The sequence below is a fragment of the Stenotrophomonas sp. Ps181 genome (assembly GCF_025697425.1).
Classification (GTDB): Bacteria; Pseudomonadota; Gammaproteobacteria; order Xanthomonadales; family Xanthomonadaceae; genus Stenotrophomonas; species Stenotrophomonas sepilia.
In genome coordinates this window covers 116,272-132,273 of sequence record NZ_JAHWBI010000001.1, presented here as the reverse complement: position 1 = coordinate 132,273, position 16,002 = coordinate 116,272, and the positions used below count along the sequence as shown (strand labels likewise).

16 protein-coding genes are annotated in these 16,002 nt (G+C 67.1%); 15 read left to right on the top strand and 1 reads right to left on the bottom strand.

What is annotated here, in order from left to right:
* The first annotated feature begins 169 nt into the window (after positions 1-169).
* The 5 genes from KXV01_RS00675 to KXV01_RS00655 all read left to right on the top strand — a co-directional run bounded on the left by KXV01_RS00675 (position 170) and on the right by KXV01_RS00655 (position 5,472).
* Positions 170-625: an SUF system Fe-S cluster assembly regulator gene (locus KXV01_RS00675; RefSeq protein ID WP_049414161.1), complete on the top strand. Its 456-nt coding sequence runs from the start codon at positions 170-172 to the stop codon at positions 623-625.
* A gap of 17 nt (positions 626-642) precedes the next feature.
* Positions 643-2,118 carry a Fe-S cluster assembly protein SufB gene (sufB, locus tag KXV01_RS00670; RefSeq protein ID WP_263467449.1) on the top strand — a complete coding sequence of 492 codons (1,476 nt, stop codon included), beginning with the start codon at positions 643-645 and terminating at the stop codon, positions 2,116-2,118.
* A gap of 74 nt (positions 2,119-2,192) precedes the next feature.
* Positions 2,193-2,957, top strand: coding sequence for a Fe-S cluster assembly ATPase SufC (sufC, locus tag KXV01_RS00665; protein ID WP_263467447.1), 765 nt, complete (start codon positions 2,193-2,195; stop codon positions 2,955-2,957).
* Positions 2,957-4,219, top strand: a complete 1,263-nt coding sequence (sufD, locus tag KXV01_RS00660; protein ID WP_134708972.1) for a Fe-S cluster assembly protein SufD — start codon at positions 2,957-2,959, stop codon at positions 4,217-4,219. Before sufC ends, sufD begins: the two co-directional genes overlap by 1 nt.
* A complete protein-coding gene (locus tag KXV01_RS00655; RefSeq protein ID WP_049414166.1) occupies positions 4,216-5,472 on the top strand; it encodes a cysteine desulfurase in 1,257 nt (418 codons plus the stop codon). Before sufD ends, KXV01_RS00655 begins: the two co-directional genes overlap by 4 nt.
* Before the next feature lie 63 nt (positions 5,473-5,535).
* Here the strand turns inward: KXV01_RS00655 and KXV01_RS00650 are convergent, their stop codons facing one another.
* On the bottom strand, positions 5,536-5,976 hold the full coding sequence (locus KXV01_RS00650) for a hypothetical protein (protein ID WP_143566445.1): 441 nt from the start codon (positions 5,974-5,976) through the stop codon (positions 5,536-5,538).
* A gap of 162 nt (positions 5,977-6,138) precedes the next feature.
* Between KXV01_RS00650 and KXV01_RS00645 the strand changes: the two genes are divergently transcribed.
* The 10 genes from KXV01_RS00645 (at position 6,139) to KXV01_RS00600 (ending at position 15,998) form a co-directional block, all read left to right on the top strand.
* Positions 6,139-6,678 carry a GNAT family N-acetyltransferase gene (locus tag KXV01_RS00645; protein WP_164282961.1) on the top strand — a complete coding sequence of 180 codons (540 nt, stop codon included), beginning with the start codon at positions 6,139-6,141 and terminating at the stop codon, positions 6,676-6,678.
* Entirely contained in the window at positions 6,675-7,007 is a 333-nt protein-coding gene (locus tag KXV01_RS00640) for a non-heme iron oxygenase ferredoxin subunit (RefSeq protein WP_049413175.1), read from the top strand. Before KXV01_RS00645 ends, KXV01_RS00640 begins: the two co-directional genes overlap by 4 nt.
* A 174-nt stretch (positions 7,008-7,181) precedes the next feature.
* A complete protein-coding gene (locus KXV01_RS00635; protein WP_049413176.1) occupies positions 7,182-7,586 on the top strand; it encodes a hypothetical protein in 405 nt (134 codons plus the stop codon).
* A gap of 148 nt (positions 7,587-7,734) precedes the next feature.
* Positions 7,735-10,026, top strand: a complete 2,292-nt coding sequence (locus KXV01_RS00630; protein ID WP_049413178.1) for a TonB-dependent receptor — start codon at positions 7,735-7,737, stop codon at positions 10,024-10,026.
* 68 nt (positions 10,027-10,094) lie between these two features.
* A complete protein-coding gene (locus KXV01_RS00625) occupies positions 10,095-10,814 on the top strand; it encodes a tetratricopeptide repeat protein (RefSeq protein WP_111096446.1) in 720 nt (239 codons plus the stop codon).
* A gap of 10 nt (positions 10,815-10,824) precedes the next feature.
* Positions 10,825-11,502: a Fe2+-dependent dioxygenase gene (locus tag KXV01_RS00620; RefSeq protein ID WP_111096447.1), complete on the top strand. Its 678-nt coding sequence runs from the start codon at positions 10,825-10,827 to the stop codon at positions 11,500-11,502.
* Positions 11,503-11,666: 164 nt separating this feature from the next.
* On the top strand, positions 11,667-12,068 hold the full coding sequence (locus KXV01_RS00615) for a hypothetical protein (RefSeq protein WP_099495210.1): 402 nt from the start codon (positions 11,667-11,669) through the stop codon (positions 12,066-12,068).
* A gap of 145 nt (positions 12,069-12,213) precedes the next feature.
* Positions 12,214-14,634 carry a TonB-dependent receptor gene (locus tag KXV01_RS00610; RefSeq protein ID WP_263467437.1) on the top strand — a complete coding sequence of 807 codons (2,421 nt, stop codon included), beginning with the start codon at positions 12,214-12,216 and terminating at the stop codon, positions 14,632-14,634.
* Between the two features lie 166 nt (positions 14,635-14,800).
* The gene (locus KXV01_RS00605) at positions 14,801-15,439 is read left to right on the top strand and encodes a PepSY-associated TM helix domain-containing protein (RefSeq protein WP_099495208.1); all 639 of its coding nucleotides are present in this window, start codon (positions 14,801-14,803) and stop codon (positions 15,437-15,439) included.
* 40 nt (positions 15,440-15,479) lie between these two features.
* The gene (locus KXV01_RS00600) at positions 15,480-15,998 is read left to right on the top strand and encodes a DUF2271 domain-containing protein (RefSeq protein ID WP_263467435.1); all 519 of its coding nucleotides are present in this window, start codon (positions 15,480-15,482) and stop codon (positions 15,996-15,998) included.
* Positions 15,999-16,002 lie beyond the last annotated feature (4 nt).

Genomic DNA, 16,002 nt, shown 5'->3' with positions numbered 1-16,002 from the left:
CCATTCCGGGTGATTGCGAAAATCACCCGGTTGGCGCAGCATGGCGCCCCGGCAGCGCCCGCCGGCAGAGCCTGCCAGCCCGGCCCCAGCGCCGGCTGAATGCCCGGGTTGGATGGTGGCGAATAAAAGCGTACAATTTCAGTCCGCTTTAAGAACCACTCGCATCCCCATGTTGCGCGTCACCAAGCTCACCGATTACGCCACTGTCGTGCTGACCGTGCTCGCCGCCCGTCCGGGCGAGGTGCTCAGTGCCACCGAACTGGCCGAATTCACCGGCCTGGAGCCGCCCACCGTCAGCAAGGTACTCAAGCCGCTGGCCCAGGCCGGCCTGGTCGAAGGCCTGCGCGGCGTCCGTGGCGGCTACCGGCTGACCCGCCCGGCCATCGAGATCTCGCTGTTCGAAGTGGTCGAAGCGATGGAAGGGCCGCTGGCCCTGACCGAATGCAGCCACGACCACCACCAGTGCGGCATGGCCCCCAAGTGCGGCGCGCGCAGCAGCTGGCGGTTGATCAACGACGTGGTCTCCGAGGCCCTGCGCGACGTCAGTCTTGCGCAGATCCTGCCCCCCCTTCCCCTTGCCGATGACGAACAGCGGCGCACCATCGCTGTCGACGTCGTCTCCTGATCCACAGGCAGCCCCCCATGGCCACCGAAACCATCGAAAACGTCGCCCACGGCGACACCCCCAACCGCGAGATCCACGAGCAGCTCGGCCGCAAGTATTCGGCTGGCTTCATCACCGAGATCGAGTCGGACTCCCTGCCGCCGGGCCTGGACGAGGACACCATCCGTGCCCTGTCGGCCAAGAAGGACGAGCCGGAGTGGATGACGCAGTGGCGCCTGGACGCCTACCGCCACTTCCTGACCATGCCGATGCCGGACTGGGCCAAGCTGGAGATCGCCCCGATCGACCTGCAGGCGCTCAGCTACTACTCCGCGCCGAAGGGCCCGAAGTACGCCTCGCTGGACGACGTGCCGAAGGAACTGCTCGACACCTACGACAAGCTGGGCGTGCCGTTGCACGAGCGCGCCAAGCTGGCCGGCGTGGCGGTGGACGCGGTGTTCGACTCGGTCTCCGTCGGTACCACCTTCCGCAAGGAACTGGCCGAGAAGGGCATCATCTTCTGCTCGATGTCCGAGGCCATCAAGGAACACCCGGAGCTGGTGCGCCAGTACCTGGGCACCGTGGTGCCGGTGGGTGACAACTACTTCGCCGCGCTCAACTCGGCGGTGTTCTCCGATGGCAGCTTCGTGTTCATTCCCAGGGGCGTGCGCTGCCCGATGGAACTGAGCACCTACTTCCGCATCAACGCCGGCCACACCGGCCAGTTCGAGCGCACCCTGATCGTGTGCGAGGACAAGGCCTACGTCTCCTACCTGGAAGGCTGCACCGCGCCGATGCGCGATGAGAACCAGCTGCACGCTGCGGTGGTCGAACTGGTGGCACTGGAAGACGCGGAGATCAAGTACTCCACGGTGCAGAACTGGTACCCGGGCGACGAGAACGGCGTCGGCGGCATCTACAACTTCGTCACCAAGCGTGCCGAATGCCGCGGCGCGCGCAGCAAGGTCACCTGGACCCAGGTCGAGACCGGCTCGGCGATCACCTGGAAGTACCCCTCGTGCGTGCTGCTGGGCGACGATTCGGTCGGTGAGTTCCACTCGGTCGCGCTGACCCATCACCGCCAGCAGGCCGACACCGGCACCAAGATGATCCACGTCGGCAAGCGCACCAAGAGCAAGATCGTCAGCAAGGGCATCAGCGCCGGCCGCGGCCAGAACACCTATCGCGGCCTGGTGCGTGTGGACCGCAACGCCGACGGCGCGCGCAACTACACCCAGTGCGATTCGCTGCTGATCGGCAAGCAGTGCGGCGCCCACACCTTCCCCTACATCGAGGTGAAGAACCCGGGCGCCACCGTCGAGCACGAGGCCACCACCTCGAAGATTTCCGACGACCAGCTGTTCTACTGTCGCGCCCGTGGCATCAGCCAGGAAGACGCGGTGTCGATGATCGTCGACGGCTTCTGCAAGCAGGTGTTCCGCGAACTGCCGATGGAGTTCGCAGTGGAAGCCAAGAAGCTGCTGGAAGTCTCGCTGGAAGGTTCGGTGGGCTGACCGCCCGCCCCTGCCCCTCGCAAACGCATTCTCTTTACCGGCGGGCCCTGGCCCGCCCCACGGAAACCCCCACCATGCTGAAGATCGACAATCTCCACGCCCGCATCGGCGACAAGGAAATCCTCAAGGGCCTCTCGCTGGACGTGAAGCCCGGCCAGGTGCACGCCATCATGGGCCCGAACGGCGCCGGCAAGTCCACCCTGGGCAATGTCCTGGCCGGCCGCGACGGCTACGAAGTGACCGAAGGCAGCGTGCAGTTCGACGGCGTCGACCTGCTGGAGCAGGACCCGGAAGCACGTGCCGCCGCCGGCCTGTTCCTGGCGTTCCAGTACCCGGTGGAGATCCCGGGCGTGAACAACACCTACTTCCTGCGCGCGGCACTGAACGCCCAGCACAAGGCGCGCGGCGAGGACGAACTCGACTCCATGCAGTTCCTCAAGCTGGTGCGCCAGAAGCTGGCCGTGCTGCACCTGAAGGACGAACTGCTGCATCGTGGCGTCAACGAAGGCTTCTCCGGTGGCGAGAAGAAGCGCAACGAGATCTTCCAGCTGGCCGTGCTGGAACCGAAGCTGGCGATCCTCGACGAGACCGATTCGGGCCTGGACATCGACGCGCTGAAGAGCGTGGCCGACGGTGTCAATGCGCTGCGCGCCGCCGACCGTTCGTTCCTGGTCATCACCCATTACCAGCGCCTGCTGGACTACATCAAGCCGGACGTGGTGCACGTGCTGGCCGATGGCCGCATCGTCAAGAGCGGCGGCCCCGAACTGGCGCTGGAACTGGAAGCGCACGGCTATGATTTCCTGAAGGACCGGGTCGTGCCCGAGGCGGCGGTCTGATGAGCGCCCTGCTCGACTCCATGGCCCAGGCCTTCTGCGGCAGCGATGCGCGCCGCGAAGTGCTGGATGCGGCCCTGCGCGACGGCCTGCCGGCCGCCCGCAATGAAGCCTGGAAGTACACCTCGCTGCGCCAGCTGGAACGCCGTGCGTTCGCTGCGGCACCGCTGCAGGGCCCGGCGCTGGACGCCGCGCTGCTGGACGACATCCCGGCACCGCGCCTGGTGTTCGTCAACGGCCGCCTGGATGCCGCGCTGAGCGACGTGCAGGCCCTGCCGGCCGGCGTGCAGCTGCAGCCGCTGTCGGCCGCACTGGCCTCCGGCGAAGACGCCGTGCGTTTCCTTGGCCGCCGCTACGAGCGCAGCGAGGAGATCTTCGCCCGCCTCAACGCCGCGCTGGCCGATGAAGGCGTGGTGCTGCGCGTGGATGAAGGCGTGCAGATCGAAGCGCCGCTGCAGCTGGTGTTCGCCAGTGTGGCCGGCGAGACCGACCTGGCCTGGCATCACCGCCACCTGATCGAACTGCGTGCCGGCGCCAGCCTCGGCGTGGTCGAGCACCGCTTCAGCGTGGGTGACTCCGCCCACCTGGACAACACCGTGCTGCATGCCCACGTCGCCCGCGATGCCGTGCTCAAGCACGCCCGCGTGCAGGCCGGCAGCGCGCGCCAGACCAGCTTCCTGCGCACCGACGCCGTGCTGGCCCGCGACGCGCAGTACCACCGCGTCGACCTGGAACTGGGCGCCGCGCTCAGCCGCCATGAACTGAACGTGCGACTGGAAGGCGACAACGCCCAGCTGACCGCCAACGGCGTGCTGCTCGGCAATGGCCGCCGCCACGTCGAAACCCGCCTCGGCATCGACCACATCGCCCGCGATACCGCCTGCGAACTGCTGTGGCGCGGCGTTGCCGCCAACCGCAGCCGCGTGGTGTTCCATGGTGGCATCCAGATCCGCGAAGGTGCCGATGGCACCGACGCGAACCTGTCCAACAAGAACCTGCTGCTGTCGGCCGACGCCGAGATCGACACCCAGCCGACGCTGGTGATCGACGCCGATGAAGTGAAGGCGGCGCACGGCGCGACCGTTGGCCAGCTCGATGCCAATGCGCTGTTCTACCTGCGCTCGCGCGGCCTGCCGCAGGCCCAGGCGCAGGCGCTGCTGAGCGCTGCGTTCTGCCATGAACCGCTGAAGATCCTGCCGGACGCGCTGCGTGCGCAGCTGGCACGCCGCCTGGACAAGGCCTTGGCCGAGGCGGGTGTGGCATGAACCTGTCCACGCCGCGCCCGATCGAAGAACGCACCGGCGCCCCCGACTGGGACCGCGTCCGCCTCGACTTCCCGCTGCTGATGCGCGAAGTACACGGCAAGCCGCTGGTCTATTTCGACAATGCCAACACCGGCCAGAAGCCGGTGCAGGTGATCGGCGCGGTGGACGAGTTCTACCGCCGTTACAACGCCAACGTCAGCCGCGCGGTGCATGCACTGGGCAGCGAAGCCACCGATGCCTACGAAGGTGCGCGCAACACACTGGCGCGCTTCCTCAACGTGCGCCCCAGCGACCTGGTGCTGTGCAGCGGCACCACCTTCGCCATCAACCTGGTGGCGTATTCGTGGGCGCTGCCGCGGCTGAAGGCCGGCGACGTGATCCTGGTGTCACGCATGGAGCACCACGCCAACATCGTGCCGTGGCAGCTGGTCGCGCAGCGTACCGGTGCCACCATCCGCGTGGCCGAGATCACGCCTGACGGCGCGCTGGACCTGGATGCGCTGCGCGCGGCGATGACCCCCGAGGTCAAGCTGCTGGCGGTCACCCACGTTTCCAATGTGCTCGGCACGGTCAACCCGGTGCGCGAGATCTGCCGTGAAGCGCGCAAGCGCGGCATCATCACCGTGGTCGATGGCTCGCAGGCGGTGCCGCACCGCAAGGTCGACGTGGCCGCGATCGGCTGCGACTTCTACGCCATCACCGGCCACAAGATGTGTGGCCCGACCGGTACCGGCGCGCTGTGGGCCCGTCGCGAGCACCTGGACGCGATGCCACCGTTCCTCGGCGGCGGCGAGATGATCAAGGAAGTCAGCTTCGACGGCACCGTGTTCAACGACGCCCCGCACAAGTTCGAAGCCGGCACCCCGAACATCGCCGGTTTCATCGGCCTGGGCGTGGCCGCCGACTACCTGCAGCAGCTTGGCCAGGACAACGTGGAAGCGCGCGAAGCCGAACTGCTGGCGCACTTCACCGAAGAGCTGCGCCGCGTCGATGGCCTGCGCATCATCGGCCAGGCACCGGAGAAGGCCGCCGTGGTCTCGTTCCTGATCGATGGCGCGCATGCCCACGACCTGGCCACCCTGCTCGACCTGGAAGGCGTGGCCGTGCGATCGGGCCAGCACTGCGCACACCCGCTGCTGCAGTACTTCGGCGTCGCCGCCACCTGCCGTGCCTCGCTGGCGTTCTACAACACGCATGCCGAGATCGAGCGCTTCATGGCCGCGCTTACCAAGGTGCGCAAACTGTTGGGGTAACCCCGGAAGACCGGGGTCAGATCCCTTTCGCGATGCGAAAGGGCTCTGACCCCAACTACCCGATCACTCCTGCAGCCGCCGCACCGACGACACACATAGTTCGGCAGGCCACTGGCCAAGATGCCCCTTGCCGCTCACCGCATCCGGTCGCGCCGCCGACACGATCCCGGTCATTTCAAAAGCCTGCTCCGTCGGCAACGTCACCGGCGCGATTCCCTCCACCCAGATGCCGTCTGCCGCCCACGGGCCACGTACCGGGGGTCCCGGATGCAGCGCCGACATTTCCCAGCCTTCGACGTAGGCACCCCGCACCCTGACCAGGCGGCCCTGGTAGCGGACAGGGTGCGCACGCAGTTCCTCCAGGGCGACAGGAAGCGCACGTGCCGGGTTGAACCCGGGGCAGGCAAAACTGTTGAAGGAAACGTTCCTGCCCACGACGGAGGCATCCGTGCACGCGAGCAGGATCGACATCACCACGATCATGCCGAGCGTAGCGACCTTCATGGCGCCCCCGTCTCCGCCTTGCCAATCCATTCCTGCCTCCTGCGGGAAAGCGATGAACGCCGAGCATAGCCGGTGCTCCGGGGCAGAACTCCTCCGCGTTGCGAAAGGGATCTGCCTCCTCCCCCCATTTGCGCCCGCCCACACCCCACCTAGAATGGGCCCATGAGCACCCTGACCTTCCGCGCCGCCACGCCGGCCGACATCCCCGCCCTGATCGCCCTCGTCACCTCGGCCTACCGGGGCGACGCCAGCCGCGTGGGCTGGACCACCGAAGCCGACCTGCTGGATGGCGCCCGCATCGACGCCGAAGGCATCCAGTCCGACCTGGACCGCCCGCGCTCCACCATCCTGCTGGCCGAGCGCGATGGCCTTCTTGTCGCCTGCGCCCACGTTGCCGATGTCGACGGCAAGGGCTACTTCGGCATGTTCTCGGTCGATCCGGCGCAGCAGGGCGGCGGCGTCGGCAAGCAGCTGATGGACGCCGCCGAAGCCCACGCCGCACGCGAATGGAACGTGCCGGTGATGCAGATGACGGTGATCGACGTACGCGACGAACTGATCGCCTTCTACGAGCGTCGTGGCTACCAGCGGACCGGCATCAAGAAACCCTTCCCGTATGGCGACAAACGCTTCGGCATCCCCAAGCGCGACGACCTGCGCTTCGAGATCCTGGAAAAACCGCTGGCCGGAGCGGCCGCGTGAGCGATACCTGGACCTTCGTGTGCGCCAGCAACGAGCTGCTGCCCGGTGAAATGAAGAGCGTGTTCGACGAGGTGACCGGCACCCCGATCGTGGTGTTCAACCTCGACGGCGAGCTGTACGCGCTGGAAGACCAGTGCACGCACGAGGAATTCGAGCTGTCCTCTGGCGAATTCAACACCGCCGAAGGCAGCGTGGAGTGCGTACTGCACGGTGCGCGCTTCGACGTGCGCGATGGCCGCGCCCTGTGCGCCCCGGCCTACACGCCGGTACCCAGGTTCCCGGTGAAGCGCGAACACGACGCCGTCTGGACGCGCGACGACCGCGATTGAGGCTGCGCCCCGACCTGGGGTATCCACCCATGGGCTGGATCTGCGGGAGGCCGGCAAGGGCCTTCCGAGGGCGTTCCCCGGCAGCCCCGACGTCCCGCAACATCTCGTACATGCGAATCATTATCGTTGATGTTATTCTACGTAACATCTTCGTAACGACTCCGCCCTCGCGCCATGGCTTCGCCCGCGCCCACTGCCACGTTGTGCCAGCTCGCCCGCCAGGGGTGGCCGCTGGCCGTGGCCGTGCTGCTGACGCTGCTGCTGGGCTGGTCGGCGCTGCACGAAGGACGCAGCAACGACCCGACTGCCCAAGGGTGGCAGGCACATGCCGAAGGGTTGCGTCAGGTCATGCCATTGCCGGCGCCGTCGGCAGACGAATGCCCGCAACATGCTGCACCTGCACCGGAGCCGCCGCTTGAGGGTGAGGGCAACACGCCCTGCACCGGACTGGCACCCCTGCGCGCGCCCCTGGTCGCACATGTTCCGCTATGGCGCTCCGACGCCCTGCGCCGGCAACTGCACGATCCCGCACTGCGATTGAACCCCGGCCACGCGCCGCCCGCACCGCACGCCGGCTGAGGCGCCCTGCGGCCGTTGCCGTGCGCCTGAAGTCGTTCACCGCATCGCCGGGCATCGGCCCGGTTCTACAGAAAAGCTCTCTACGTGTCGTCGCGCTGTCTGCGCTTCGGCCTTCGCCGTTTCCCGATCCACGCCACTACCCATAGCCATGACCCACATCACGTCCCGCAAACACGCCCCGCGCGTATCCCTGCTCGCCACCGCCACCCTGGCCGCTGGCTTCGCGCCGCTGGCCGCGCAGGCTGCCGACAGCGCCGATGCCGCATCCAGCAAGGCCACCGACCTGGACAAGGTGCAGGTGCGCGGCAGCTGGTTCAATCCGTCCTCGCCGAAGTTCACCGCCGAACTGCTGGACACCCCCAAGTCGGTGTCGATCGTCTCGGAGAAGCTGATCGCCGAAACCGGTGCGACCAACCTGCAGGATGCGCTGCGCATGGTGCCGGGCATCACCTTCGGTGCCGGCGAAGGCGGCAACCCGACCGGCGACCGCCCCTTCATCCGTGGCTTCGATTCGCAGAGCAACGTCTTCGTCGACGGCCTGCGCGACGTCGGCTCGCAGACCCGCGAAATCTTCGACCTGGAGCAGGTGGAAGTGGTCAAGGGCCCGAGCTCGGCCTACGGTGGCCGTGATTCCGGTGGTGGCAGCCTGAACCTGGTGAGCAAGACGCCGAAGCTGAAGAACGAGACCAGCGCCAGCATGGGCATCGGTACCGACAGCTACGCACGCGGCACCGTGGACGCCAACTACGTGCTGGGCGATGGCATCGCCGCGCGCCTGAACCTGATGAAGCACGAATCGGACATCGCTGGCCGCGACGCCGCCAATGTCAGCCGCTGGGGCATCGCACCGTCGATCGCATTCGGCCTGAACGGCCCGGCGCAGCTGATCGCCAGCCACTACCACATGCAGAGCGATGACCTGCCGGACGCCGGCGGCTTCCCCTATGGCAACCCGAACGGTGCGCCGGCCTCGAAGTGGGTCGATGGCCGCCCGATGGTGCCGGACCGCAACAACTACTACGGCCTGGTCGACCGTGACTTCCAGCGCACCCGCGCCGACATCAGCACCCTCGATGCCAGCTACGATTTCGGCGGTCACAAGCTGCGCAACATCGCGCGCCTGGGCAACACCAGCAACGATTACCTGTGGACCCAGCCGGACGACAGCCAGGGCAACCCGAACAACTACGGCACCCTGTGGCGCCGTACCAACAGTCGTGCCGTCGACGTCAAGAGCTTCGCCGACCAGCTGGGCCTGACCGGTGCCTTCCAGACCGGCGCGCTCAAGCACAGCTACAGCGCTGGCGTGGAATACAGCGACGAGAAGATGACCCGCGGCAGCTACCTGATGACGCCGGGCACCAGCAACCCGCTCACCGGCAACAGCAAGTGCCCGACCACCGGCGCGGCCACCGGTTACAACTGCACCGATTTCGCCCATCCGGATCCGCGCGATCCGTGGGCGGCCACGCATTCGGTGTACCGCAGCGACAAGGCACTGGACGTCGAGCAGCGCACCAGGACCACCTCGGCCTACGTGTTCGACACCATCGAGCTCAATGAGCAGTGGATGATCAACCTCGGCCTGCGCTACGACGACTTCCGCACCACCCTGACCACTCCGGTGGCGGGCAAGGCACCGACCCGCGTGCGCAACAGCAACGACTTCCTGAACTACCAGGCCGGTGTGGTGTTCAAGCCGGCCGCCAACGGCAGCATCTACCTGTCGTGGGGCACCTCCTCGACCCCGCCCGGCATGGACGGTGGTGACGGTTCGGACGGCCTGAGCGCCGCCGTGGCCGACCTCAAGCCGCAGGACACGAAGAACCTCGAACTGGGCACCAAGTGGGACCTGTTCGACCAGCGCCTGAACCTGACCGCAGCGATCTTCCACACCGTGATGAACAACGCACGCGTGACGGTCGACAACGGCACCAGCCAGAACGCCGGCAAGAAGGAAATCAACGGCTTCGAACTGGGCTTCACCGGCCAGCTGACCGACGCCTGGAGCCTGTACGGCGGCTACACCTACCTGGACTCGGAACTGAAGGACAACGGCTTCGTCTGTGGCGCACCGGTGGGCCGCACCTGCCCGTCCAACGTGTACGTGCCGTCGCCTTACAACGGCAACGTGTTCCCGAACACTGCCAAGCACAGCGCCAACCTGTGGACCACCTACCGCTTCCCGATCGGCCTGACCCTCGGCGCCGGCGCGTTCTACTCGGACAAGCAGTACGGTGATGTCGCCAACACCAAGTGGATCCCGAGCTACACCCGCTTCGACGCGATGGCCAGCTACGCGATCCAGGACAACATCAGCCTGCAGCTCAACGTGCAGAACCTGACCGACAAGACCTACTTCACCAAGGCCTATGCCTCGCACTACGCGAGCATCGCCCCGGGTCGCTCGGCCACCCTGGCACTGAACGTGAAGTTCTGATGTAGCTTCGCTCCACCACGGCGGCAGGCGCTCCTGCCGCCGTTTTTGTTTCCGGCGATACTCACCCCATGGTTACCCGCACTCCCATCGACAGCGACGCCCTGGCCGAGCTGCTGCAGCACGATCCGCAGGCCGCGTTCGCACGCGTGCGCGACGCCGCGCAGGCCGGACAGGTCGAGGCACAACTGCTGCTCGCGCAGATGCTCATGGAAGGCAAAGGCACCGCACAGGACGCCTCGGCCGCGCTGCTCTGGTACGAAACCGCCGCCAACAACGGCGCGCCGATGGCGATGAACATGCTCGGCCGCTGCCATGAGCTGGGCCAGGGCACCACGGCCAACCCGGCACTGGCGGCGGTGTGGTACCGGCGTGCGGCCGACACCGGGCTGGACTGGGGCCTGTACAACCTGGCCAACCTGCTGGCCACCGGCCGCGGCGTGACCCAGGACCGCGCGCAGGCACTGGCCCTGTACACCCGTGCCGCGCACCTGGGCCATGCCAAATCGATGAACCTGCTGGCCCGCCACCTCGAGGACGGGCTGGATACCGCACCCGATCCGCAGGCGGCGCTGGCCTGGTACCAGCGCGCGGCCGAGGCCGGTGATTTCCGCGGCCAGGCCAACTATGCCTCGATCCTGCTGCAGGCCGGCCAGGTCGAGCAGGCCGTGCACTGGCTGCAGCTTGCACTGGCGCACGGCAGCCCGGCGTTCATGGCGCACATCGTGCCGGAGCTGGCCGCATCGCCGCATCCACAGGTGCGCGCCCTGGTCGCGCCACCGTCGCTCTGAGGAGTTCCGCATGCTGCTGCACATCCCCGATGTTCTCAGCGCCGACCAGGTGGCCGACTTCCGCCGCCGCCTCGATGCTGCCGACTGGACCGATGGCCGCGAAACCGTCGGCCATCTGGGCGCGCAGGCCAAGCACAACCAGCAGCTGCCCGAGGCGTCGCCGCTGCGCCGCGAGCTGGGCGAGATCATCCTCGTCGCGCTGGCCCGGCATCCGCTGTTCTTCAGCGCCGCGCTGCCACTGAAGTACCTGCCACCGCGCTTCAACCGCTACAGCGGCGGCGGCACCTACGGCTTCCATGTCGATGGCGCCGTGATGAACCTGGCCAACGGCGAACAGCTGCGTTCGGACATCTCCTGCACCCTGTTCCTGTCGGCACCGGATGAGTACGAGGGCGGCGAACTGATCATCAGCGACACCTACGGCGAGCACGAAGTGAAGCTGCCGGCCGGCGACCTGATCGTCTACCCGTCCAGCAGCCTGCATCAAGTGCGCCCCGTCACCCGCGGCGCGCGCGTGGCGTCGTTCTTCTGGGTGCAGAGCATGGTCCGCGACGATGTGCAGCGCCGCCTGCTGTGGGAAATGGATGGCTCGATCGAGCGCCTGCGGCAGACCGGCGGCGACGCCGAGGCGATCCTGCAGCTGACCGGCGTGTACCACAACCTGCTGCGGCGCTGGAGCGAAGTCTGAGCCCCATTCGGCAAGCCTGAGTCGGTTTGGCAATCATTCTCATTTGCAACAGCTAACAGCTCTCATTACAATCACGCCCCGTTGATGCCGGCCGCTGCCGGCAGACCCCTGGGGACCTCTGCTTGCTGCGCCCGTTTCGCCCTCGCCCACTCATCCATCGCAAGATGGGCGCCGCCATGCGCGGCCAGCGTCCTGCGCTGGCCAGCCTGCTGGCGTGGGTGGCGATGCTGGCCTTGCTGCTGGGCACCCTGCCACTGCTGCCACACGGGCAGGCAGGAATGGCCGTGCAGATGCCGCTGGAAGAGCGCGGTGGCGAAGCCCCCCTGCAGGAAGAGGCGCCGGCCAAGCTGCGCCGCGGTGCCTCCACTCCGGTGAAAGCGACTGAGAACGCACACCCGCCGCTGCTGCTGGCCAGCCAATGGCTGCGCACTGAACTCGACCTCGTACCCGCCACGCCGGCCATGACCGGCGTGCGCCCGGACTGGCCGCTGGCCACTCCAGACACGCCCTGGGCCGATGCGCCCGGGCGTCGCCAGCAACGCGGCCAGGCGCCGCCGCTCGCCTGATCCACGGCCCGACGTGACCGCCTGCGTGGTCACGCCTGTACGCCGCTGCCTGCTTCATCCCTGCCGCCCCTGACCGGGCCTTCCGCGCCTGCCGCGCCCTTCGCGCACGGCATCGCGCCACCCTGCATCCTTCGAGGTAACTGCCATGGCCCAGCGCCATCGTGTCCGTTCGTCCCTGTCCCGTACCCTGCTGACCAGCGCCGTGCTGGCCGCCATGACCGCCCCTGCCTTCGCCCACGGTGACGCTTCCGGCGCGCCACAGACGCTGGACAAGGTGGTGGTCACCGCCTCCGGCTTCGAGCAGAAGGTGGTCGATGCACCGGCCAGCATCAGCGTGGTCAGCCGCGAGGAACTCAGCAAGCGCCCCTACACCAACCTGGTCGACGCGCTGCGCGACGTCGAAGGCATCGACGTCGGCCTGGAGGCCACCGACAAGAACGGTCGCGCCACCATCTCCATGCGCGGCCTGCCGTCCGAATACACCCTGGTACTGATCGATGGCCGTCGCCAGAGCAATGTCGGCCAGCTGTACCCGAACAACTTCGGTGGCGGCCAGTTCGCCTACCTGCCGCCGCTGGATGCAATCGAACGCATCGAAGTCGTGCGCGGCCCGATGTCCACCCTGTACGGCTCGGATGCAATGGGCGGCGTCATCAACATCATCACCCGCCGCAACCAGGACCGCTGGCAGGGTGCGCTCACCCAGGGCTTCAGCGTGCAGCAGGACGATCAGTTCGGCGATGCACGCACCACCGACCTGTACCTCAGCGGCCCGCTGCTGAAGGACCGCCTCAGCCTGGCGGTGCGCGGCAGCTACTACGATGCCAAGGCATCGAACCCGGAGTGGGACGCACTGACCCTGCCCGACGGCAGCCTGTGGGAGCGCAGCATCGGCTTCGGCGGTGGTGGCAAGTCGGTGGCCAATACCAACTGGAACACCGGCGTACGCCTGGACTTCCGCGTCAACGACGATCACGAACTGTGGCTGGACTACGACGTGTCGCGGCAGAAGTACGACAACCGCGAAGGCCAGACCGGCACGCTGGACAGCCTGGCCAGCCTCTGGCGCGTCGGCAATGCGGTCATCCCCAACCCGAACGGCAGCGGCATCGTCACCCGCCGCGTGGTGCAGCCGCGCGTGGGCTACACCGCCTACCAGCGCTATGAGCGCGACCAGCTGTCGCTGACCCACCAGGGCCGCTACAGCTTCGGCACCTGGCAGACCTCGCTGACCCACAGCAAGAGCAGCAACCTGGGCCGTTCGCTGCCGCTGACCCTGGAAGAGCGCGCCAACCTGCAGACGCTGTGGAATGACGTCTGCCGCCGCACCGGTGCTGCCAACCATTGTGCGGCCGGCCGAGGCAACGCCCTGGCCGCCCTCAACCCGAGCGAGATCGCACGCCTGCAGGCGTTCCTGCCGCGCCCGCTGCGCACCATGGAACTGGAAGGCTACGTGCTGGACACGATGCTCGACCTGGACTTCGGCGCGCACACGCTGACCGTGGGTGGCCAGTACAACGACACCGACATGATCGACGGCGTGTTCGGCATGGATGGCGCCGGTTATCGCAGCAACACCAGGCAGAAACACCGCATGTGGGCCCTGTTCGCCGAAGACAACTGGGCGCTGACTGACACCCTCACCGCCACCTTCGGCCTGCGCTACGACGACCACAACGTGTTCGGCAGCCACGTCAGCCCGCGTGGCTACCTGGTGTGGAACGCCAGCGATGCCTGGACCTTCAAGGGCGGCGTCAGCACCGGCTACAAGACCCCGCGACCGGACCAGCTGTTCCCGGGCATCACCGGCTTCGGTGGTCAGGGCGTGCTGCCACTGGTCGGTTCGCCGAATCTCAAGCCTGAAACCAGCACCAACTACGAGCTGGCCGCCTACTACGAAGGCCAACGCTGGGGCTTCAACGTCACCGGCTTCTTCAATAAGTTCGAAGACAAGATCGCCAGCGGTGGCACCTTCCCGAACTGCGAAGTGGCCCGCGCCGGCAGCGGCTACTGCGTGGACATCGGCCCGGGCTGGGCCGCACTGGGCTACAGCACCTTCACCCAGAGCGTGAACATCGACAAGGCTGAAACGCGGGGTGCCGAACTGGCCGCCCACGTCGACCTGCTCGATACCCTGCAGCTGCGCGGCAACTACACCTGGACCAGGAGCGAGCAGACCAGTGGCGCACAGAAGGGGCTGCCGATCAGCGGCACCATGCCGGCAAAACACATGGCCAACGCCAGCCTCAACTGGCAGGTCAACGAAGCGGTCAGCCTGTCGCTGATCGGCGAGGGCCGCTACGACCGCTACCGCGACACGCTGCTGGACGCCAACGGCGCCAGCCACACCCGCTACTACGAGGACTACACGATCTTCCATCTCGGTGGCAGCTGGAAGGCCACGCCCTGGCTGACGGTGAACGCACGGGTCAACAACCTGTTCGACAAGGATTTCGTCTCGCAGTCGTGCCTGTTGATCAGCCAGAGCGAGTTCAACTGCGTGGACGACTATGCGACCAAGGACCAGCGCCGCAGCTACTGGATTTCGCTGAACGCGAAGTTCTGACCGCCGCGTCCTGCTCCTGCTTCACGCATGGCGTGGATCCACCGATCGGTAGTGCCGGCCGCTGGCCGGCAACCCGAAACAACTCCGGGATACAGAACGACACGCAATTGCGAGCTATTCTCATCAATGATGTAATGGGCAGTCCCCGTCCGCCTCGAACCGTGCCGTGAGCCGTCCTGCCTCTTCCACCGTGGCGCAGCAACAGAACCGTGGCTTCTGGCTGCGGACGCTGCACCAGTGGCACTGGATCAGCTCGGCGGTGTGCCTGATCGGCATGCTGCTGTTCGCGGTGACCGGCCTGACTCTCAACCATGCCGCGAAGATCGAGGCCAAACCCCAGGTGCAGAACCAGCATCTGGAACTGCCGGCCGATCTGCTTGGACAGCTCGGCACGCGCGAAGACGGCAACGCGCCGATTCCGCGCCCGGCCCGGCAATGGCTGGACACGCAGTTGGGCATCGCCATCGGTGGACGTCCGGCCGAGTGGTCGGCCGAGGAGATCTACCTGTCGCTGCCACGCCCCGGTGGCGACGCCTGGCTGAGCATCGACCGCGAGACCGGCGCGGTGGAGTACGAATCGACTTCGCGCGGCGTGGTCTCCTACCTCAACGACCTGCACAAGGGCCGCAACGCAGGCCCGGCATGGGGCTGGTTCCTGGACCTGTTCGCCGTGGCCTGCCTGGTGTTCTGCATCACCGGCCTGTTCCTGCTGCACCTGCATGCGCGGCAGCGGCGCATGACCTGGCCGCTGGTCGGCCTCGGCCTGATGATCCCGCTGTTGATCGCCCTGCTGCTGATCCACTGACTTCCACCGTGAATTCCATCCGTTCCTCCGGAGCCGCCCCATGCGCGTCACCCTGACCATCGCCCTCAGCGGCCTGCTGGCCACCTCGCCGGCCTATGCCGCCACCCTCGACATCAACGTCGAAGTGCCCAAGCTCAACGTGGCCGAATACCACCGCCCGTATGTGGCGGTGTGGCTGGAAGGCGCCGACCAGAAGGTCGCGGCCAACCTGTCGGTCTGGTACCAGCAGACCAGCAACAGCGAAGGCCACGGCACCAAGTGGCTGCCCGACCTGCGCCAGTGGTGGCGCAAGAGCGGCCGCACCCTGCAGGTGCCGGTGGACGGCGTGACCGGCCCGACCCGCCCGGCCGGCAAGCAGGCGCTGTCGTTCAACGACAGGCAGCCGGCACTGAAGCAGCTGGCCCCCGGCAACTACACCCTGGTGGTCGAAGCAGTGCGCGAAGTCGGCGGCCGTGAACTGCTGAAGATCCCCTTTACCTGGCCGGCCACCGCCGCGCAGAACGGCAAGGCGCAGGGCGCCACCGAACTGGGCCAGGTCACCCTGTCCGTCAAACCCTGAAAAG